This window comes from Pseudomonas auratipiscis, assembly GCF_036324085.1.
GTDB lineage: Bacteria > Pseudomonadota > Gammaproteobacteria > Pseudomonadales > Pseudomonadaceae > Aquipseudomonas > Aquipseudomonas auratipiscis.
Map to the genome: position 1 here is coordinate 213,463 of NZ_JAZDCU010000009.1, position 20,612 is coordinate 234,074.

At 56.0% G+C, this 20,612-nt stretch carries 17 protein-coding genes and 3 pseudogenes; 5 read left to right on the forward strand and 15 right to left on the reverse strand.

Features of this window, described 5'->3' with window-relative positions:
- Positions 1-64: 64 nt before the first annotated feature.
- The 4 genes from V0R60_RS14905 to V0R60_RS14920 all read right to left on the reverse strand — a co-directional run bounded on the left by V0R60_RS14905 (position 65) and on the right by V0R60_RS14920 (position 5,435).
- Positions 65-1,714 carry a cyclic peptide export ABC transporter gene (locus V0R60_RS14905; RefSeq protein ID WP_330079478.1) on the reverse strand — a complete coding sequence of 550 codons (1,650 nt, stop codon included), beginning with the start codon at positions 1,712-1,714 and terminating at the stop codon, positions 65-67.
- A gap of 135 nt (positions 1,715-1,849) precedes the next feature.
- On the reverse strand, positions 1,850-2,764 hold the full coding sequence (locus V0R60_RS14910; protein WP_136475483.1) for a formylglycine-generating enzyme family protein: 915 nt from the start codon (positions 2,762-2,764) through the stop codon (positions 1,850-1,852).
- A gap of 32 nt (positions 2,765-2,796) precedes the next feature.
- On the reverse strand, positions 2,797-4,077 hold the full coding sequence (gene pvdN, locus V0R60_RS14915) for a pyoverdine-tailoring periplasmic protein PvdN (RefSeq protein ID WP_330079479.1): 1,281 nt from the start codon (positions 4,075-4,077) through the stop codon (positions 2,797-2,799).
- Between the two features lie 8 nt (positions 4,078-4,085).
- Complete coding sequence (locus V0R60_RS14920; RefSeq protein WP_330079480.1) at positions 4,086-5,435, reverse strand: dipeptidase; 1,350 nt, start codon at positions 5,433-5,435, stop codon at positions 4,086-4,088.
- Positions 5,436-5,640: 205 nt separating this feature from the next.
- Between V0R60_RS14920 and V0R60_RS14925 the strand changes: the two genes are divergently transcribed.
- Positions 5,641-6,978 carry a lysine N(6)-hydroxylase/L-ornithine N(5)-oxygenase family protein gene (locus tag V0R60_RS14925; RefSeq protein WP_330079481.1) on the forward strand — a complete coding sequence of 446 codons (1,338 nt, stop codon included), beginning with the start codon at positions 5,641-5,643 and terminating at the stop codon, positions 6,976-6,978.
- A gap of 65 nt (positions 6,979-7,043) precedes the next feature.
- Here V0R60_RS14925 and pvdM read toward each other — a convergent pair whose 3' ends face one another.
- On the reverse strand, positions 7,044-8,390 hold the full coding sequence (gene pvdM / locus V0R60_RS14930) for a pyoverdine-tailoring dipeptidase-like protein PvdM (RefSeq protein WP_330079482.1): 1,347 nt from the start codon (positions 8,388-8,390) through the stop codon (positions 7,044-7,046).
- A 184-nt stretch (positions 8,391-8,574) separates the two neighbouring features.
- Between pvdM and V0R60_RS14935 the strand changes: the two genes are divergently transcribed.
- On the forward strand, positions 8,575-9,015 hold the full coding sequence (locus V0R60_RS14935) for a hypothetical protein (RefSeq protein ID WP_330079483.1): 441 nt from the start codon (positions 8,575-8,577) through the stop codon (positions 9,013-9,015).
- A gap of 46 nt (positions 9,016-9,061) precedes the next feature.
- Here the strand turns inward: V0R60_RS14935 and pbpG are convergent, their stop codons facing one another.
- Both pbpG and V0R60_RS14950 read right to left on the reverse strand, forming a co-directional pair.
- Positions 9,062-9,985, reverse strand: a complete 924-nt coding sequence (gene pbpG, locus V0R60_RS14940; protein ID WP_136475489.1) for a D-alanyl-D-alanine endopeptidase — start codon at positions 9,983-9,985, stop codon at positions 9,062-9,064.
- Positions 9,986-10,399: 414 nt separating this feature from the next.
- Positions 10,400-10,643 (reverse strand): annotated as a pseudogene (locus V0R60_RS14950) (hypothetical protein); the annotation flags it as partial.
- Positions 10,644-11,363: 720 nt separating this feature from the next.
- On the opposite strand from V0R60_RS14950, the gene V0R60_RS14955 reads away from it, so the two are divergent.
- Positions 11,364-11,885, forward strand: coding sequence for a DUF2199 domain-containing protein (locus V0R60_RS14955; RefSeq protein ID WP_136475493.1), 522 nt, complete (start codon positions 11,364-11,366; stop codon positions 11,883-11,885).
- A gap of 824 nt (positions 11,886-12,709) precedes the next feature.
- On the opposite strand, the gene V0R60_RS14960 is transcribed toward V0R60_RS14955, so the two are convergent.
- The 3 genes and pseudogenes from V0R60_RS14960 to V0R60_RS14970 form a co-directional block, all read right to left on the reverse strand.
- Positions 12,710-13,018, reverse strand: a complete 309-nt coding sequence (locus V0R60_RS14960) for a hypothetical protein (RefSeq protein WP_330079484.1) — start codon at positions 13,016-13,018, stop codon at positions 12,710-12,712.
- Positions 13,019-13,611: 593 nt separating this feature from the next.
- Positions 13,612-14,609 (reverse strand): annotated as a pseudogene (locus V0R60_RS14965) (transposase).
- Positions 14,610-15,293: 684 nt separating this feature from the next.
- Complete coding sequence (locus V0R60_RS14970; RefSeq protein WP_330079561.1) at positions 15,294-15,563, reverse strand: MafI family immunity protein; 270 nt, start codon at positions 15,561-15,563, stop codon at positions 15,294-15,296.
- A gap of 182 nt (positions 15,564-15,745) precedes the next feature.
- Between V0R60_RS14970 and V0R60_RS14975 the strand changes: the two genes are divergently transcribed.
- Positions 15,746-16,222, forward strand: coding sequence for an Imm26 family immunity protein (locus tag V0R60_RS14975; protein WP_330079485.1), 477 nt, complete (start codon positions 15,746-15,748; stop codon positions 16,220-16,222).
- A gap of 56 nt (positions 16,223-16,278) precedes the next feature.
- On the opposite strand, the pseudogene V0R60_RS14980 reads toward V0R60_RS14975, so the two are convergent.
- The 3 genes and pseudogenes from V0R60_RS14980 to V0R60_RS14990 all read right to left on the reverse strand — a co-directional run.
- Positions 16,279-16,470 (reverse strand): annotated as a pseudogene (locus tag V0R60_RS14980) (IS66 family transposase); the annotation flags it as partial.
- 141 nt (positions 16,471-16,611) lie between these two features.
- On the reverse strand, positions 16,612-16,890 hold the full coding sequence (locus V0R60_RS14985; RefSeq protein ID WP_330143358.1) for a hypothetical protein: 279 nt from the start codon (positions 16,888-16,890) through the stop codon (positions 16,612-16,614).
- A 601-nt stretch (positions 16,891-17,491) separates the two neighbouring features.
- The gene (locus V0R60_RS14990) at positions 17,492-17,920 is read right to left on the reverse strand and encodes a hypothetical protein (protein WP_330079486.1); all 429 of its coding nucleotides are present in this window, start codon (positions 17,918-17,920) and stop codon (positions 17,492-17,494) included.
- A gap of 718 nt (positions 17,921-18,638) precedes the next feature.
- On the opposite strand from V0R60_RS14990, the gene V0R60_RS14995 reads away from it, so the two are divergent.
- Positions 18,639-19,049 (forward strand): hypothetical protein, encoded by a 411-nt coding sequence (locus V0R60_RS14995; protein ID WP_330079487.1) that lies wholly within the window; start codon positions 18,639-18,641, stop codon positions 19,047-19,049.
- A gap of 102 nt (positions 19,050-19,151) precedes the next feature.
- Here V0R60_RS14995 and V0R60_RS15000 read toward each other — a convergent pair whose 3' ends face one another.
- Together V0R60_RS15000 and V0R60_RS15005 are read right to left on the reverse strand one after the other, a co-directional pair.
- Positions 19,152-20,186 carry a YVTN family beta-propeller repeat protein gene (locus V0R60_RS15000; RefSeq protein ID WP_330079488.1) on the reverse strand — a complete coding sequence of 345 codons (1,035 nt, stop codon included), beginning with the start codon at positions 20,184-20,186 and terminating at the stop codon, positions 19,152-19,154.
- Between the two features lie 232 nt (positions 20,187-20,418).
- Positions 20,419-20,601 carry a hypothetical protein gene (locus V0R60_RS15005; protein ID WP_136475500.1) on the reverse strand — a complete coding sequence of 61 codons (183 nt, stop codon included), beginning with the start codon at positions 20,599-20,601 and terminating at the stop codon, positions 20,419-20,421.
- Between the last annotated feature and the right edge of the window lie 11 nt (positions 20,602-20,612).

The window sequence follows — 20,612 nt, forward strand, 5'->3', positions numbered from 1 at the left end:
AAGACGAAGGACGACGAGTCGGATTTAACGTAAAGCAGCGAACGGCGGGCGTTCGCTGCAGTTTTCAGGCGAAGCTGGGCTCGCTGACAACCTTGCCGGCTTCCATGCGCAGCAAATGGTCGGCGATGTCGAAGTAGCGATCGTCATGGGAGATGACGATGATGGTCTTGCCCAGGCGTTTCAGGTCAGGCAGCAGCTCGGTGTAGAACACCCGGCGGAAGGCCGGGTCCTGGTCGGCGGCCCATTCATCGAAGACCAGTACCGGACGTTCATCCAGCCAGGCGCTGACCAGCGCCAGGCGCTTGCGCTGGCCGGTGGACAGGTCAGTGGTGGTGAACGCGCCATCGCGCACGCTGACCTTGTGGGCGATTTCCAGGCGCTGCAGGTACTGGCCGGCATCGGCGGGCAGGGTACTGCCGTCTTTCATCAGGTCTTCGAACAGGAAGTAGTCGGCGAAGATCGTGGTGAAGTGCTGGCGGTAGTCGTCCAGGCTTTGCGCATCCACTGCTTTGCCATTGACCAGTACCTGACCCTGATGGGGGGTGTAGAGGCCCAGCAACAGTTTGATCAGGGTGGTTTTGCCACAGCCGTTTTCACCGACGATAAACAGTATTTCGCCAGGGGCGATACTCAGGTTGACCGGCCCCAGGGTAAATGGATCACTGCCTGGCACGGCCGGGAAGCTGTACTGCACGTTGCGCAGTTCCAGGCGCTCCAGCGCAGCCGGCGCGCTGTGCTCGGCATTGAGCAACAGGTGCGGTTCCGGTGAAGAGAAGCGCTCGGCCAGATCGGCGATGCGTCGGAAGGCAATCTGCGCGCGGCTGATGATCGGCAGGTTGCCAATCAGACTTTCCAGCGGGCCTTTCATATACAGCAGCACCAGCACGAAGCCGCTGATCACTGCCGGATCATTGCTCGGCCATAGCGATTGCAGAGTCAAGACCAGGCCGATGACCACGAAGAACAGCATGGTCCCGAGGCTCTTGGCGATCACGAAGATGTTGATCGAGCGTACGTGGGTGTCGCGGATATGATCGGCGGTGCCTTGAATATTGCGGGTCAACATGGCGTGGCGACGGGGGCGGTGAATGCGCAGTTCCTTGGCGCCTTCGGCAATGGCCTGATAGTGCTTTTGCAAGTCGTCTTCCGCTTCGCGCGCAGCGTTGAAACCACGCAACCCTTTGCGCTGTGCGACGTACTGAATGGCCGAGCCGACGCCGATAGCGGTCAGGGTAAGAAAGAAAATCGGCAGCGACAGGCTGGCCAGATACCCCATGCAGCCGACCACCACGGTCAGGGAAATGGCCAGTGGAGCAAAGGAAAAGGCGAAGTCGCTGATGGTGTCGACATCGTGGGTCAACACCGGAATCAGACGATGGGTACGGTAGCGTTCAATCTGCTCGATCGGTGCCGACAGCACCTTGGCGCCCAGTTCCTTGCGCAGCTTGGCGATGACATGCTGGCCTACATAGTTTGTGCCGATATCGGCTGCGATGCTGCTCAGCAGCGCCACCACACATAGGCCGACAAAGGCCAGCACGATACCCTTGCTCATGCCATCGTCGTTGTGCAGGCCCTGGTTGACCGTGGCGAGCAGGGCGGTAACGGCCAGGCCGCCGATGATGCCCAGAACAATGGAAAAAATCACCAACAGGCGGTACGGCTTGAGCAGGCTCAAGAGTTCGCGGGTGGCGCTACGCGATGCTGCGGTCATGAAACTACCTCGTTCGCAACGGGCTGGGAGCCTAGGGCGGGGTGGACTGGCCCGTGAAGCGGGCGATGGCTGTGTGTTGGAAGACGAGCCAGGCGCGGGACGATTTAGCCGCGTTGCCTCCTGCCTGGCTGTCGATCAGAGCTCGCGCACCACGCGAAAGCCGATCCAGTCGCCACGGGTTTCCGGGCGCCGGTAGTTGCGGTTGCCCGAGCGCGAAAAAATCGGCGCTTCGGTCCAGTCGTTGCCGCGGATCATGCGCACCACGCAGTCGCCTTGCTTCCAGGCGCTGCCATCGCTGGGGGCGCCGACGTAGCTGTCATTCTGACAATCGGCCGTCCACTCGTAGACGTTGCCATGGGCGTCGTAGATGCCAAAGGCATTGGCCGCGTAGCTGCCCGCCGGGGCGAGAAAGCTGAAGCCGTCTTCCGGGCCATAGGTATTGGCGTGCTTGGCGATGCTGTAGGCTTTGCCTTCATCGCGTGGAAAAGGTTGCGCACCTTTGCTGCCGCCGCGCGCAGCGTATTCGCGCTCGGCCTCGCTGAGCAGGCGGTAGCGTTTGCCGGTCTTTTTCGACAGCCAGTCGGTATATGCCTGGGCCTCATGGAAATTCATGCAGACGGCTGGGTAGCGGTTCTTGTCGGCGCGCTTGTACTCGTCGCTGAGCGCGTAGCGCGGTACCCCGGCAAGGCATTCGCGGCCAGGACGGTCGTCGCCGTCGGGCATCTGGTAACCGCTGTCCTTGAGGTAAGCATTCCATTCACCGCTGAGTACCTGGAAGTGACTCATGGCGAAGGGCTTGCTGAACGTTACTTGGTGCATCGGACCTTCGTCGGCTTCACGACCCTGTTCGTCTTCGGGGGTACCCATGGTGAAGGTCCCGGCGGGCAGCACCACCATTGCCGGGCAGTCTTTACAATCCTTGAACACTTCACCAGGCTTATGTGCGTCGTCTGCCTGAGCCACCGCGGGGGCGAGGGTGACGAGCAAGGCGCCGAGCGCCAGGCCGGAGATGACCTTTGCTGTCGAGATACGGGGAGTCTGTGAATTCATTGATCTCTCGATTTCTAATGAAAGTGGCGGCGCTACACGGCCTTGGCGAGGATGGCCATGAAGCGTTCGATTTCGGCTTCGTTGTTGAGCAAACCCGGCGCCGTGCGCACCACGGGCCCGACATCACGGTTGACGGCGTCGGCCACTACGCGTTGCTTCATCAGCTCGGCGGCAACCTTGTCACTGTCCTTGCCCTTGACCCGGAAAAAACTGAAGCCCGAGGACAGCGCCGTGCTGCTCGGTGTTACCAGTTCGATCTGCGGCATACCCTGCAAGCGCTGGCGCAAGTTCGCATTGAGTTGATGGATGCGGGTCTGGACCTCGGCCTTACCTAACTGCAGGTGCAATTCGAAAGCCTTGTCCAGCGCCCAGCGGTGTTCGAAAGCGTGGTAGCCGCCCGGGGTCATGCTGGTGGCAAAGTCGCTGTCCTGGGAAAAGGTCGGCACCAGTGGGCTGACATCTTTGAGCTGTTCCGAGCGGGCGCAGATGATCCCCGTGCCGCGGGGGCCGAACAGCCATTTGTGGGTGCCGGCAATGAAGAAGTCGCAGTGCATGTCGGGAAAGTCGAGGTTCTCCACGCCAAATCCATGCACGCCGTCAACCACGTAGAGAATGCGCTCCTTGTCGTCGCGGTTGCGGTTGTGTTCGGCGACAAGCTGGCCGATTTCGCCGATGGGCAATTTGACGCCGCTGCCCGAATGCACCCAGGTCATGCCCAGTACCCGCGTATTGGCGCGGATGTTGGCCGCAATGCTGCCCAGCACTTCGTCACTGGAAACACTGTGCGGGGCCTTGAACAGATCGATGCGCCGGACCTGGGTGCCTTCGCGTTCGGCACGAAAGTTCAACACATGGTGGGTTGAATAGTGCTCGTGGCGAGTGGTGAGAATTTCCTGGTCCGGGCGCACATGGATACCGCCATAGATCATCGCCAGCCCTTCGGTGGTGCTACCGGTGAGGGCGATCTGTGCCGGCTTGGCGTTCAAATAGCGCCCAGCCCATTTACGTACCTCGGCTTCACGCGTCCAGGTTTCCTCCAGGTCCCAGTCCATGGCCAGGCCAGGATTGCGATCAAGGTTGGCACGGTGCTGGGCAATGGCCTCGCGCACCGGTCTGGGGTGCGAGGTGACGAGAAAATTGGCGAAGTGGATGTAGGTCGGATCCTGGTCGAACAATTGGCGAAACTGCGCCCATTTATCACCGCCCGAAGGTGTTGGCACGTTGGCCAGGGCGCTTGGGCCGAGGGTGCCGGTCAGCGGCAGGGCGGCGGCGAGCAACCCGGCCTGTTTGAGGAATGTTCTACGGTCGGTCATGACAAGGTTCATCGCGCGCTGAGGGTTTTTGAGGAGTGCTGGACCTGGGCCCAGGCCCTGAGGAAGTTGCCGCCCCAGAGCTTGCCAATATCGGCTTCGGAGTAGCCGCGAGACAGCAGTTCGGCGGTGACGTTGCGGATCTGGCTGACATCCTCGAAACCTTCGAGGCCACCGCCGTCGTTGAAGTCGGAGCTGATGCCGACATGCTCGATACCGATGGTCTTCACTGCATGATCGATAGCATTGCCGAAGTCGTTCAAGGTGGCCTTCGGCTCCTCGGCGAGAATGGCGTACAGCGCTTTTGCATATTCGCCAAAGCGCTGTTCTGGCCAGGTGGCGATCGCCGGGTCACCCGGCATCAAAGCCCAGGCCTGGTTTGGCAGCGGCGGCAGCTCGAAACGTTGGCGCAATTGTTCGATCTGCGCTCGGCTCGCCTGACTGATCGGGCGTAGATAGTCACCGTAGGTGGGGATCATGACCACGCCACCACTGGCCGCGATCAGGCGCATTTCGTCGTCGTCCAGGTTGCGCGGGATATCCACCAGCGCCCGTGGGCCGGAGTGCGAGGCCACCAACGGCGCGCGGCTCAGGGCGCTGACCTGGCGCAGGGCCTGGCTGGACATCTGCGACACATCAATGATCACGCCCAGGTCGTTGAGCCTGCGTACCGCCTGCTGGCCGAGCGTTGAAAGGCCGCCCAGGGCGTTGGCGGTGTCGTGGAAGAACGGCATGGGTCGCGAAGAGTCGGCCCAGGCGTTGTTGCCCACGTAGTTGAAGCCGAACATGCGCAGGCCGCGGGCTGCCCAGAAGTCCAGCTGATCGAGGCTGGTGCCCAGCGGATAGGCATTGAGCATGCTGATGAATATCGCGAACTTACCTTCGCCTTGCAGCCTGCGAACGTCGTCCGGTGAGTAGGCGATAGCCGCCTGCTCGGGAAAGTCGCGCGCCATGTTGTTGATGATGCGGTAGCTGGTTTCCTGTTGCGCGCGTGCCTGGGCAACGAAGTGGGGGGCGGGGCGATGCGGCGCACCTTCGCCTTGCCAGATCGGCGGCCAGCCAAACACAGTCAGCGCCGCCGCGGACAGGCCACCGCGCTGCAGCTTGGGTAAATCGAACTGGCCCTGGCTGTCGCCATCCAGTGGATTGTGTGCCGAGCCCAGGGTCAGCGGCACGCTGATATGCCCATCGAAGGTCAGCAGACGTTCGTGCATATCGTTGGCCTGGCGGATGACCGCGAAACTGTAGCCGGGGTTGTCCCGATAGCCCTGGTCCCAGGCCCACCAGCTTGCGCTGGCACCGAGCGCGAGGAGCACCGGCAGGCCGAAACGCAAGGTGTGCTGCCAACGTGGTCGAGTCATTGCCTTCTCATGGTTCGCTGCTGTCTGGGGGAGGACGAGCGCAGCGAGAAAAAATTTACTGCGCTGCTGCCAGGTGTGAAGGCTGGTTAAATTTTCCCCGATTGTGCTCGTTCCTAGTCAACAGACGACCTGCCGCCTCGCCAATGACCGACAGGGTTACTTTGTTTCACCCCGACCATCGGGGCTTATCTGGAGGACACTGGATATGACTCAGGCAATTGAATCGGCCGTCGTATATGACTTGATCGGCATCGGCTTCGGCCCCTCGAACCTGGCCCTGGCCATCGCCCTGGAAGAGCGCGGACAAATCCAGGGCCCGCTCGATACCTTGTTTCTCGACAAACAGGCCGACTACCGTTGGCACGGCAATACGCTGGTAAGCCAGAGTGAGCTGCAGATATCCTTTCTCAAGGATCTGGTAACCCTGCGCAACCCAACCAGCCCGTACTCGTTTGTGAACTACCTCAAGCAGCACGGCCGTTTGGTCGACTTCATCAACCTGGGCACGTTTTATCCCTGCCGTATGGAGTTCAATGATTACCTGCGTTGGGTGGCGTCGCATTTCGAGGCGCACAGTCGCTATGGCGAAGAGGTGTTGCGGGTTGAGCCGGTGCTGAACAATCAACTGGTCGAGGCATTGCGGGTCATATCCCGGGATGCGCAGGGTGTGGAGTTCGCACGAACGACGCGCTCACTGGTGCTCAGTCCTGGGGGCACGCCGCGTATCCCAGCGATTTTCGAAACACTCAAACGTGATGCGCGGGTGTTCCATCACTCCCAGTACCTGGCGCGTATGGCCAAGCAGCCATGCGTTGACGGCAAGCCGATGCGAATCGCGATTGTGGGTGGCGGCCAGAGTGCTGCTGAGGCCTTTATCGACCTCAATGACAGCTACCCGTCGGCGCAGGTGGATTTGATCATTCGTGGCTCGGCACTCAAGCCTGCCGACGACAGCCCGTTCGTCAACGAAGTGTTTTCTCCGGAGTTCACCGACCTGGTGTTCCAGCAGCCGGCCAGCGAGCGCGAGCGTTTGATCAATGAGTATCACAACACCAACTATTCGGTAGTTGACCTGGACCTGATCGAGCGTATCTACGCGATCTTCTATCGGCAGAAAGTCTCCGGTGTGGCTCGTCACGCATTCCATACCCTGACCACGCTGCAGCAGGCCAGAGCCACCGAGCAAGGCGTGGAACTTGTGATGCGCAACAACGCTACCGGCGAAACCCGCATGCAAGGCTATGACGCCGTGGTGTTGGCCACCGGGTACGAGCGTCAGATGCATCGCCAGTTGCTGGCGCCGCTAGACGATTATCTGCATGACTACGAAGTCGATCGCAGCTACCGCTTGCTGACCGACGAGCGTTGCAAGGCCAGCCTGTACATGCAGGGCTTCAGTCAGGCCAGTCACGGGTTGAGCGATACCTTGCTGTCGGTATTGCCGATCCGCGCCGACGAGATTGCCGCCTCACTGTATGAGCACGACAAGTCGCGTGGGCAGGTGCGTGACGCGAAGGTGTCGCTGTTGGCCACGGCCAGCTAAACGCTGCTTGCCGATGAATGAAAACGCCGCCTTGGTCAACCCGGGCGGCGTTTTTGTTGGTCGCGTCAAGGTGTGACGCTGGCAACCGGGTCTGCGGCTTTTTGCACCTGATCCCATACACGCAGGAAGTTGCCGCCCCACAGCTTGCCGATATCGGCCTCCGAGTAACCGCGTGTCAGTAATTCGGCAGTGACGTTGCGGATCTCGCTGACATCCTGAAAACCGTCGACACCGCCACCGTCATTGAAGTCTGAACTGATGCCAACGTGATCTATGCCGACTTTCTTCACCGTGTAGTCGATGGCGTCGACGAGGTGCTTGAGGTTGGCCTTGGGCTCCTCTTCAAGGATGCCGTAGAGGCTTGCGGCATACTCGCCAAAGCGCGCTTGCGGCCAGATGGCAATGATCGCATCCCCTGGCATCAAGGCATTGGCCAGGCCTTGCAAGGGTTGCAGGTCAAAGCGTGCGCGCAATGCTTCAAGCTTGTCCAGGGTGGGTTTGCTCAGCGGTTTGAGGTAGGTGCCAAACGCGACCACCTGGATAACCCCGCCGCTGTTTTTGATCAGTTGCATTTCCTTGTCGCTGAGGTTGCGCGGGATGTCTACCAATGCCCGTGGCGCCGAATGTGAGGCAACCATGGGTGTGCGGCTCAGGCGGGCGACATCTTCCAAGGCCAGGGTCGACATCTGCGAGACATCGATAATTACGCCCAGTGCGTTGAGGCGTTTGACCGCCTGCTCGCCGAGCGGCGACAGGCCACCGAGGGCGTCGGCGGTGTCGTTGAAAAATGGCAACGGCCGCGAGGAATCCGCCCAATCGTTGTTGCCGGTGTAGCTGAAACCGAACATGCGCATGCCGCGGGCGGTCCACAGGTCCAGTTGCGACAGGTCGTGGCCCAGCGGATAGGCGTTGAGCATGCTGATGAAAATGGCGAACTTGCCTTCACGGTTGAGGCGCCGGAAGTCCTCAGGGGTGTAGGCAATACCCGCCTGGTTGGGAAAGTCGCGAACCATATTGCTGATGATTGTGTAGCGCACCTCCTGCTGATGCCGGGCTTCATCGACAAAGCCTGGCGTAGGGCGGTGCGGCGCATTCGGGCCGTTCCACAGCTCCGGCCAGCCGAACACGGTCAGGGCGGCGCCAGACAAGCGGCCCTTGCCGATCTTGACCAGATCCAGCTGAGCGGTACCGTCGGCGTCGAATTCGTGGCCGGCACTGCCCATGCTCAACGGCACGGTGACATGGCTGTCGAACGACAACATGTGTTCATGCAGGGTGCTCGCTTGCTCGATGATCGCGCGTGGGTAGCCTGGGTCTTCTCTGGTGTATAGGTAACCTGCTACAGCTGCGGACACTGCCAGGGCCAGGGGCAGGCCGATGTACAACGCTTTTCGGGTGCGGGACTGAGTCATTGCCATCTCGACGCTGGGGCTGATCGGAGCGGCTTGCCCAGCGCGTGAGAGTGTCTGGGGCGAAGCTTGGGTATCAGGAGGGACGAGTGGCGATGGAGGAAATTTAGCGCGCGGCGCGCGTTCAAGTTGTGCCGCAATCGGCCGATAGAAAAGTCAACCCATACACCTTCAGGATGATGAACGCATGGTCGGCATTACACTGGTATCGAACAATGCAATCCCATTAAACGGTGTGTCCACCGGGGTTGTGAACATCAATGCCGGCGCTGAGGCGCAGGCGGTAAAAACCGAAGAAGATCCGCTCAAGCTGAGCTTTTCTGGCGCTGCCGCCAGCAACAAGAGCGAAGCCAACGAATCTGTCGAAAGCGGAGAACCCGAACACATCCAGCAGCTGCGCAAAATGATCGAGCGCCTGCGAAAGCAATTGGAGCAGCAACAAAAGCAGCTTCAGGAAATTATGAGCAGCAACATGGAAGCAACTGCCAAGGCCTCCGCCGTCGCTGCTGCACAATCGGCAGTGAGCGCAACCATGAGTGCGCTCATGACCGCCAACGCCCAGTTGGTCAAGGCCCTGCTGGACGCTGGCGGCGGTGGTACTGGAAGCATGGTCAGCACCACGGCTTGATCCCCGGTGGGCCTGGCGGGCAAGCCGCGCCGGCCCGGTACATCAATCAGTCAACCTGCGGACGGTTCTGGCTGCGCTCGGACTTGTAGCGCATGGCCACGGCAGGTGCAGGTTTAGTGCTGCCGGTTTCCAGCCACTGGCGCATGCGGCTGGCGTCGGCGAAGTGGGTGTACTTGCCGAATGCATCGAGAATAACCATGGCCACCGGGCGGTTATCCATCTTCGTCAACAACACCAGGCAGTGTCCGGCATCGTTGGTGAAACCGGTTTTAGTCAGGTCGATGTCCCAGTTGCTCTTGTTGACCAGGTGGTCGGTGTTGCGAAAGCCTAATGTGTAATTAGGCTTGCGGAACGCCACGGTTTTCTCGCGGGTGGTGCTCAATTGGCTCAGCATCGGATAATTGCGCGCTGCCAGCAGCAACTTGCCCAGGTCACGCGCGGTGGAGACGTTGCTGGTCGACAAACCTGTGGGTTCGACATAACGGGTGTGGGCCATGCCCAAGGCCTTGGCCTTGGCGTTCATCGCCTTGATGAATGCGTTGTAGCCGCCTGGATAATTGTGCGCCAGCGTCGAGGCCGCACGGTTTTCCGAAGACATCAAGGTAATCAGCAGCGTTTCCCGGCGACTGAGCTGGCTGCCCAGGCGTACCCGTGAATACACCCCTTTCATTTCCTTGTTCTGGGCGATGGTCATGGTGAGCATTTCATCCATGTTCTGCTTGGCGTCGAGTACCACCATGCCGGTCATCAGCTTGGTCACCGAGGCGATAGGAACCACCCGGTCGGCATTGTTGGCGTAAAGCACCTTGTTGGTCTGCAAATCGATCAACAAGGCAGCGCCAGAGGCCAGGTGCAACTTGGCAGGATCGCGTTGCACTTGGGCAGGGGGTTGCGCAGCAGTGGCCGTTGGGACAGTCGCGGTACTGGTGAGCAACAGCAGCAGGCTTAGAATCGAAAGGGAGGTTTTCACGTCAATGCTCACTAAAAGTTGGTATGTCGTTGGCTGTGCAAGGGTTTTCCCCCAAAAAACGCTCGCATTCTGGAGTATGGCCTAGAGTCTGTCGATTAGCCTGTGATCATTGGGCGAAACATGAACGAAATTTAATCCTGTACCGATTCTGTACCAATTAGCTGCATTTCGAGTTTCTCCAGTTCGGACCATTCACTGGCCGAGTTCAGCCATTTTGCATAGGTCGACAGCCGTACCTGGACAGCGTTTTCAAGCTGACCTGCAATGAATGCTGGATTCATCCCTGGCATGAGACACATCGTGCATAGGTGTGTCGGCAGCTATGCTTCGCCGCTTGCCAAGCGGGGAAAGTGGTAATGGGCTCGCGGGAAAGGCATAAAGCTTGGCTAGAGTGGTTCAGTCGGAGGCGCCGGCGCCGTTGGTGCGTACCTCGAACTTCATCATCGGCAGTTCTTCGGCCATTTCGCCGTACTGCATTTCCCAGGTGGGGTGGTAGTTTCGGATGCGCTTCTTCGGGGCGCTGTCGAGGATGACGCCGATGTAGTGCCCGCGATCCGTCAGGATCACACCAGGCTCGCCGTTGGCGATCACGCGGCGCCCGATCTCGGCCAGCACATTGTAGTGGCGTCGTACGTAGCCGCTAGTTGTAGTTGCCCATTGCTTTCTCCTTGCAGGCTCCGCCCATGCCGGGCTGGCGGTATTTGTTGAAGTGAGTGATATGCTTTTGCGACGTACAAGGAGTGGTTGTTGATGCAGGCATCACGGAGAATGAAGTCTTGGCGTTTGAGACTGGCAGTGGCCTTAATAATTGCAGGCGGCCTTTTGGTTAAAAGTGAGAGGGCGCTTGGACGGTCTGACTACGTGTCATATGGACTTGTCGCATTTCTCGTTGCAGCTGTTCTTGTTGTTTGGAAGTTTTACAGCCTGCCAAATGGCCCCGAAAATTAGCTTCAATTGACAGCGCCGAAGTGTCAGGCCGGCAGTGCACCGTTGAACACATCGAACGACTCATAGATCACCCAGCCGCTTTCGCTCGCGTCGCCCTTGTTGTCGATCACCTATGTGCCGGCCTTGAAGTAAAACGGGTACTTGATCCACTTGGTGTTCACTGGTGCGCTGGCGCTGAGTTCGTCCAGCCTGACGGTTAGCTGGCTAAACTCGTCAACCTGTACACCTGGCCAAGCGAGATCATGCGCCCAAGTGTGTTCACTAGGGCTAATCCGCGCTATTCCTTTCCCCCTTTGCAAGCGGCTCCAGGCTTTTATCCCCTACAACTCACTCTTGGTGCTTTTTCACACAGGCTGGGTCAATAGCGGGCGTGCGCCGTGTTTGTTAGGCTGCCTTACATCAAAGGCCTATTGAATGCTAAGGATCTGCAATGGCTGCGATTTTTGCCTACCGGTGTGAGTGTTGCAACGAGGTACATGAAGGATCTCCCTCATTTGGTTTCGCTGCACCTGCGTATTATCAGTGGTTGACGGATGAGCAAAAGGCGTCGTGTGGCTGGATCACTGATGATCTGTGCACAGTTACGTTGGAGGGACGCACGGACTTCTTCATCCGTTCAGTTCTGGAAATTCCGATTCACGGGATCAGCGAACCCTTTATCTGGGGTGTTTGGGTATCTGTTTCTGAAAAAAGCTATGGCCGTTATGTAGAGACCCGCACTGCTCCAGCAGATGGCGATGGCTTTTTCGGATGGTTGGCCAACGACATCCCATGTTACCCCCCGGGCGGCCCCTTTGCCGTCAATGTGTATTTGCAGCCCGAAGGGCTTCGTCCGATAGTCGAGTTGCAACAGGGAGGAAGTGAAGATCATCCTTTGTTGACAGATCAGGTCCGAGGGATCGCGCCGGCGAAGGCTCAGGAAATCGCTGAGTTACTGCTTCACCCAACTTGACCGGCATGAAATATGGTCCCTCTATAATGTGAGCGGATTATTTTTCGGCCACTTACGGCGTCAATGCAGAGGCCGCTGAGGGTCGATTGCAACCATTCTGGGACTGGCTGCATTCGACCCAATATAGATAGTCCGTTCCAGGGTGCTCAGTAGCGGTCAACTCCAGATCACAATCGAATGACCTGGCCCGTGGAGCGTCATTGCTTCAGGCCCTGTCCAAGCGTCTGGGTGCACATTGACATGCAGAGTGCCCTTGTCTAAGGCCAACACGATTAATTTGGTCGCTTCGTCTTCACTGATTTCTTTGAGTGTGCAGCCTTTGAGATCGGAAAAGCTTATCCCTTCAAATCGACACGGGTTGTATACAGTCAACACAGACCCGTCGAACAAGATAATCTGAAAGCAGTCATCGTATTGAAGGGCATCACGAATAACGACATTGAAAGGTAGCGCCAGCAATTCATTTGCTCCACTGCCTGATTTAGAAAAATCAACTCTTAGATAATCTACTTTTATTCAATCAATCTTGTCTAGTCTATTGCCGCTAGCAACGAATCGCAGCAATGGGTAGGTCGAGAGTCTACAACGGCTGCATAGGTAGCATTTCGTTTGTAGGCGACAAGCTTGGCATGAGACCAACTCAGTGTCTCCGATGGGTCGTTTTCTGCCATTACGACCGGAGGCGCGCACGACTGACTACCAAGGCGGTAGGCCGGTAGTCTTTCAGACGTTATCCTTCAGTCGATCTCGGCCATTGCGCCGCCCTATCAGCTGCTGCTTCAAGAATGCAGGTCGTCCCATCAATGTCATTCAAGTCTGAGCCTCTAAAGCTTACAGCCCTCAATCACAAGTACTGGTTTTTCATTGCAAATAATGTCTATCCACTCATCTGTGACAATTGTCAAATGAAAAATCGGATCATCTTTATAGATATCAAGTGAATCATTATGTAGCCATCCTGAAAAATCTGAATTCTCGACTAAAAAGAATGCGGTTTCGATTTCCTTGGGAATAAGCTGCAACGAAACAAGTCTCATGCTCTCGTTTGCTATGCGTATTGCGGTGGGAAGTTGGATGAAGTCTAAATAAAGCCTTCTACCTGCATTTCCTGATTCTTTGAGATGAACGCGCATGCCGCTGTCATAGTAATTCGTTCAAAGGTTACTCTACCTAAAGCAGGCAAGCCTAATGCACTCCATGGACGGAATATTTGTTTATTCATGTCGGCATCCTTTAGTCGTAATGTATCTGATCACCGGTTCTTTTTCCGTCAGGTCGTTGTATTTCGATGGTTGTCCGACCGTTGCTGCCATTGGGACGAACAAGAGCTCCTCTACCGTCTTCTAGATTCCCTACACGCACACCGTCACCATTGTCTCCCACATTTGAGGGATTCATGCAGGCAAAATCTTTGTTGGCTTCATCGAAGCCGCCAGGTTTTAGCGACTGATAACAGGCCTGTCCAGTGGCTGCTTCTGGCCGATTCCTGCCCTTCGTGAAGGGCAGCTATGGGTCGATAGAGGTCAGTTACGGCCGGCAGCTTTCGACCCAGGCTGTGTGAAAACGCAGTAATCACATCAGAAAACTGAGAGTCGCGCGGATTTCCTGTGGAATCAGCAGGCGAGAGCGTGAATAGCCTTACCCAGCGAAATAGACATTTGTAGTGCTATATGGGCCGCGTCAGCGGCCCATATATAGCTGTTTGCGGGCCAGCAAGCGGCGGGGTTTACGCCCTGATCGCTTCAAGTAGCCCTGCGATGTCGAAGATGCTCATCATCAGTTTGAGGTTGTAGGCGAGCACGTGAAGGTTCATTTCGGTGCTTACCCTCGGCAGGGTTTTGGTCAGAAAGTGGGTACTTCCCATCCAGAATTTGAGCGTTCCAAAGGGATGCTCCACCGTCTGCCGGCGAACCTTCATCTTCCCCGGATCTTGCTCCAATCGGATCTGCGCTCTCTCGACTACTGCTTCATGCTCCCAGCGCTTGAGTCGCCGCTCTTTACCGGTCGTACACTGCTTCTGTATGAAGCAGCTCTATTCGTCCGATGCCGCCATGTAGACGAAGTCCTGCTTGCCGAATCGGCCTTCCGCTTTGCTGCTCGATGTCAGGGGTTTCGGTACAAAGGTGGTGATACCCGCCTGCTCGCAGGCAAGGACTTCCGGGCCTTTGTAATAGTCTCGATCAGCGACCACCGTCAGAGCCTCCGCACCGATTTCTTCACGTGCCTGGTTACGCGCCTTCACTTTGCCTGAGTGAAATTGCGGTCACGGTTATTCACGGCTTTGAATTTGCTGCCTTCGATGGCGATGATCGATTGGGAGAAGAGATTGAGGTTGCGGCAAAGCACTACGAACTGTCGGCAGACGCTGCAAATGGCTTTACCGTTGTCTCTGCGAAAGTCAGTAATCGTCTTGAAGTCAAGCGCCAATCGGCCCGCTAGCCACATCAACTCGACATTACGCTCTGCCTCATGCTCAAGCCGGCGGCTGGAATGAATTCGGTTGAGATAGCCGTAGATGTAGATTTTTAGCAGCACTGCTGGATGGTACGCCCGACGACCCGTTGCCGCCGGATCGACACCCTCGAACCCGCGTGCTCCAAGGTCGAGTTCATCGACAAAAACGTCGACTACCCGAACTGGGTTTTCTTCGGTGATGTAATCGTCCAGGCACTCCAGCAGCAACGTTACTTGCGTCTGAGACTCACCTTCAATGAATCGCTTCATGATCGTCCCCGCCACTATCTCGACGATCAGAAGGTTAGACAATCGCAGAGGTTTTCACACAGCCTGGGTCGGTAGCTGCCGGTCGTGGAATACCGCTCAAGGTAGCGTCATTGCTGGTTGCGACAGTTTTAATTCTCTAGCGCAAACGCATGAAGCAGGATTTCAGGATGCTGCGACAGTTTTGCGCTTTCTCCAAGGGAGGCTGCAGGCTCTGTAAATCGGGGACCCGTTGCGACAGTTTTTATTCTCTAAATCCAATATTTGGTTTTGAACAATAAAGATTGCCACAAAACACTAAAGTTTGACACCACGTAACATAGAGTGACATAAGCCTGAAACCCCCGTATTTACGGGGGTTTTCCTTTTCCAGGTTTTTTCCATTGGTCTGGATTCATCGCTTCGATTTGTGACTGGTAACTACCTGAACGGGGTAATTGAACGCATTGCCCATAGGGATTGTTCAGCGCTTAACTCAAGTATAGAGGGGGTGACCGGGTACAACAGTAGTTTACCTTTTAATGAAACTTCTTCTCAGCCCCTAGAAAAACAGCCATACTATCAGGCTGGTTAGGGAGGAGCTGCTTGGCTGGTATGGGGAGGCGCAACAGAATTGCGGAATGATCGGCGACAGCCTTTGCAAGCAACTGCTTTGGTCGCACCCCAATCATTCCGTTTACCGCCAGACTACTCCCGGCCAGCAGCGCGCAAGCGTTCAGAATATTCAGCAGTAGGCAGCGCCAAGGCGATAGCAAGCGACTGCACTAGAACTATCACATGCTCCTCTGGCACTTTTCTCTCTTCAACGAAAATATCAACCGCCGTATCCAAGGCCAGTCCATACTCTCCCACATCAACGAACTCTGAAACTTCAGCTATTTCAGATACGGAAAACACGCCGTTCAGCGCCGACAAGAGCCGACTAAAGAGAGATTCAACAATCGCAAAATCAGACATTTTTTTCACTTTGGATTTCTTGGGACGTTTGTCGGGAATCCGGTGACAATATGGCCGCCTTTGCTAGCAGGCTCGACCACGACCGTAATATCAATGCCATCGCGCGTACCTTGAACGACCGATCTTCCCCCACGACCAAGTGTTCTTGTCGAGCTAGGATCGGTAGCCACATCGGAAATTATATGACTAGGCAAATTATCACGCCCGGGACGATTCTTGAGGTTTTCTTAAGCGAGACACTCTACGCTTATGGGCAGGTCGTGAGCCGATCTGAAATCGCTTTTTTCGATTATATCGGCAAACAAATCACAGATCTTTCTGAGTTAGATTCAGTACTTAATGACACGTTGTTCATCATTCCCGTCATGAATAGCGCTATTACTCGAGGACGATGGAAAAAAATCGCAAAACGCCCCCTAAGGGAGGCTTTTCTTTCACCGCGCGACTACTTTGTCGTTGATCAAATCAGCAAATCCATTCAGATATATAGAAGCAGCGATGACTCGATGAGACCAGGTACCGCGAAGCAGGCTATGCAGTTGGAGTGTGCAGCCGTGTGGTCGGCTGAGCACGTAGAAGACAGGTTGAGAGACCATTACTTAGGCAAGAAAAATATGTGGCTAGAACAGCTGCGGGAGCCGTTGACAGCCATCTTATGAAGGTGGATTTTCCAATCAGGCCGCTTCCTTCTTAAATAGGCACTCGTTGATAACTAATCTACCAGCGCCATTTTTGGCGTCAGCGGGTCCGCTGACTGCTCGGACTTACGTCCGAACAAGCGCTGGCGCAGCAAGGCGTTTTCCTCTTCGAGGTGAACGATCTTACCCTTGTCCGATTCACGCTCACTGATCATCTGCTCGAGCAATTGCTTGAGCAGAACAGGGTCGTCAGGGAGGTCTTTGGGCATGAAAATGTCGGATGGTCACAGACCATTACTGATCCGCAGCCCCCTCAGGACTGTACGTGCGAGTTCCCCCGCATACGGGTCAAGCTTACGAAAAGGTGATATCCAGGGCTGATGTTAGGCGCCCTTCGTTGAACTGGCCATTCATGGACACACCTTCAACGTCCTGGCCAACGACGGCGTAGGGCGACGCGGTGACGCCGTTGCCAAGGAAGTTGTTGTAATCGAGCTGTCCGCGCAGGCGAAGTCAGTGACGTAGCCATCGTTCTTGCAGCCGACAGGGCTGCTGTTGACTGGCGAGGTAGCCAGTGCGCCTGGATCCGCATTCAGACAAGGCGCCATGTGACGCATTGTAATGGGCTGATTGACCACGCGTACCGAGGTGGTAGCGTTGACATAGTTGTCGAGGCTTTCGGGAGGCAAGTGTTCACCTTGGATAACCCGGTTATTGGTTTCCCTAGCGATGTGGACTTGTTCCCTCAAGGCCGCTTTTCGTAAAGTCTGCGGTGCGCACCAAGCCAGGCTGGTGATCGTTTCGGTGCGCGCGGCGCACCCTACGTGGATCGCGGCCGTAGGTAAGTTCGATGCCCGCTTTTGGCCGTTAGCTGACCTATACAAAGGGCCGCTTTGGGTCGAAAGCCGTCACTCAGAATGGGCTGCTTTTTTGGCCGGTAGCTGCCATTGGCGAAGGGCCTCTTGGGGTTGTTTATAGATTTTCAGGTTGACGCCACTACGGACCGTTGGTCAGGTCATCCAAACGTTTCCAGTCCACAACGCCCTAACTTGAAGTTATGGACTAATGAGGGCACGGATCATGGAATTCGATATGGCGGAGTTTAGAGAGAGCATGGCTGCCGGCTAGCCGCTGGTGAAACAAGCAATGGACGTTCTATGCCTGTATCACGAGGCGGTGAATCACTGGCAAGCCAAGAGGAACTGAAACACTTACTGTGCGCCGGCTTGATGTTGAGCGTGCACCAAATAAAACACCGGCAGTTGTGCCGGTGTTATGCGAACGAATTGCCTAAGGAGTAACAGACTCTAAATCAAATGAGATGATATTGAATTCGCCGTCTACTTTGAAAGCAGAAACGTTATGAAATTCATATATTCTGTTGTCGGTTTTTAATTTAACTCTGTCGTCATGAACCTCGCGAACCGCTTGAGAACTTTTGGTGACGAGGAATGGTGCGCTTTTCTTTGAAGTTAAAAGCGCTTCTTCATCGCTTTGCTGGGCGGCCATGAGGAAGTAGCGGTAAACCATGGGTACAGTGGCGCCACCACTGTTGTAGAGAATTTCGTATATAGCGCCACCGGAGCCGACTTTTGTCACTGTGACAATCTCTGTCGGCTCAGGCCTGCTAGGTGAAGAAATGTAAATGTACAGTGCTTGCACGAAGCAGAATACTGCAAGTATCCAAGTCCACCAGTTAATACTCTTTCGATTTTGCATAATTTATGCCTGCTTTAATCTATTCCTGATCAACATGGTCATCACCATAAGGGGCGTCGGCCCCACTTGGAAAAATCAACTGATGTAGTTCCTGATATTGTTTGTTTTACTCCGGCAGGTGGGTAATAGCAACTCATGCTTGCGCCCGTTTCTACCGTGGCGGAAACCTTACGAATGAGGTGAAGCCAAGGGTTGGGGTGACTGTGCATAAATGCAGTGCTTTGGTGTGCGAATTTACGGCGATCACCAGTGTATCTATTACGAATAGCGTTCCCTAATATTTAGGGTGTTCTTAGTACGATACGCGGTTTTGGTCAGATGGCCGGAGAGAGGGCGGAAATTGATTCAAAAACTCGAAGGGTGTACTGCTATGGGATGGGCACCAATTTTTGTACCAATGGCTGTGTTTGGATTGAGATGCAGAGTGGTGTGGAGGGCTGGAAGGCCCTTGAGTAGGGGGTCTCCTCACTTTCGAGAACTCGTCAAAGCGCAAAAAACATCTCCGGAGTATGGCCTAGAGTCTGTCGATTAGCCTGTGATCATTGGGCCATATATGAAGTAAATTTAATCCTGGCTTTTTTCCAGCGAATCAATAGCGGCTATTCACGTGTGATGTGAAGCCTTCCACGCCTTGGCTTTTGCACCTGTAACACTTCACCGCACCACGCTACATTGCAGCGAACAAGTAGTGCCCAAACCAAGTACAAGGAGGTTACTAATGCTTGCGAAGCTGTTGGTGACGGTTGGCATCGTTTTTTACGCCGTGGTCGTACCCATCTTTGAGGTCAACGACACTCATGTTTTCAATACGGCCTGGGAACCCCATGCTCGGCTGCATGAGACCTGGCAATTGTTTACCAACACGGCAATTGGAGCCTTTAGTGTCTGGCTCGTCTGGGGCAAGGACAACCTCAAGTTAGCGAGCCTTCTTACTGTGTTCGTAACCGGTGGGTTCTTAATGGCGTACTGGCTGCAGGATGGGTACGGGGGCTCCATGGTACTCACCGATGGTTCAGAGAAAATGATCTTCGGGATCAACTTGGGCCTTTTTGCGTACACGCTGGCTATTCTGCTCGCGGGTGTGGCAGTCGCCATCGAGTGGCGGCATCGAATGCGACCAGAGGCCTGATCTATGAAAGACAAAACGCCCGACGCATCGCATCGGGCGTTATAGTGACTCAAGCTTTTATCAGCCGCAGTAATCGGTATCGGAGGTGGACGCAACTAAACGTCAAGGCGTCATGCTGATGCCGTTCGGACCTTTGTCTACAGGGACGGTCTTGATCACCTTGCGCTCTTTCACATCGATCATCGAAACCGAGTTGGCGAAAGAGTTGGTCACGTAGGCATAACGTCCTTCTCGGTCAACGACGACACCGTGGGCGCCAGCGCCGGTCTCAACTGCCTTGGCCACCTTGAAAGTCTCCAGGTCAATCACGCTGGCCGTGTGCCCGGGCTTGTCACGTGCGCCTTGGTTGGCCACCACCAGGGTGCGCGAGTCTGGTGTTGCATACAGTTGGATAGGGACAGTGCCGACATCAATTTTGCGAATCACCTTGCGTGTGGCAGGGTCGATCACAGCGACTGCGTTTTCCCCCGACAGCGAGACGAAGGCAAGACGTCCGTCCGGGGTGAACCCGACCTGCGCCGGCTGTTTGCCGACGGCCACCTGCGAGACCTCTTTCTGGCTGGCTGTGTCGATTACCGACACGGCGCCACCTTTGAGGTCGGCGACGTAGACTTCCTTGCCGTCTGGGCTGAACCGAAGACCATGGGGGAACTTGCCGACCGGAATCGTCGCTACCAGGCTGCGTGTCGATGTGTCGATCACACTAATAGTGTTGTCACCGCTATTGGTGATGTAAGCGAAGCGGCCATCGGGGGAGATCACGACATGGGCCGGGTGTACACCTACCGGCACCTTGGCGACCACCGCATCAGTACGGCTATCGATAACCCATACAGCACCGGGTTTGCCTTTTTCAGCATGCATGCCCTTGGCCATATCCATATGTGCAGCAGTGGCGGCCTCACCCATATTGGTCACCCAGACAAATTTGCCGTCGGGCGAAACCTGTACGTTGTGGGGCATTTTGCCAACTTGCACGCGTCCCAGCGTTTTCAACGATGCAGCGTCCAGCACGTTGACCGTGTCGGCCCCTTCATTGGCCATATAGATTTTGTCGGTGGCGAAGGTGGCGCCCGTCCAGGCCAGCAAACCAATTTGCACCGCAGCCAAAAGCAAGTTCTTAACTGTTGTCATCATGATTACTCCGTTGGAAAAATCGGCTTCTCCGACGCCTTCGCCAGGGGTTGCAACCCCGGGACCGCAGGACCGGTATCAGTGGATACGGCGCAGTCTCAACCTTGACACGATTGGAAGGTAAAGCACTTTTCCATATTTTTTGTAATGACTTTCGCCCGGCCATAAAAAGCCCCGCCAAAGGGCGGGGCAAGGGGAGTGCGGAGCAACGCACGATAAAACCGATCGAGTTGCCTCAGGCGTGAAGGCGGGTGTTCTGCATGTGGCTGGCCAGGTTCTGGGCGGCAGTCAGTGAAGTCAGCGGTCCGGACACTTGTTCACCATCGCGAACCAGATACCAGCAAGCCAGCAGGCCCAGGTTCCTTAGCGAGGCGGGAACGGCGCTACCGATTACGGACATAATGTTGATAGGGGCCATGGGGACTCTCC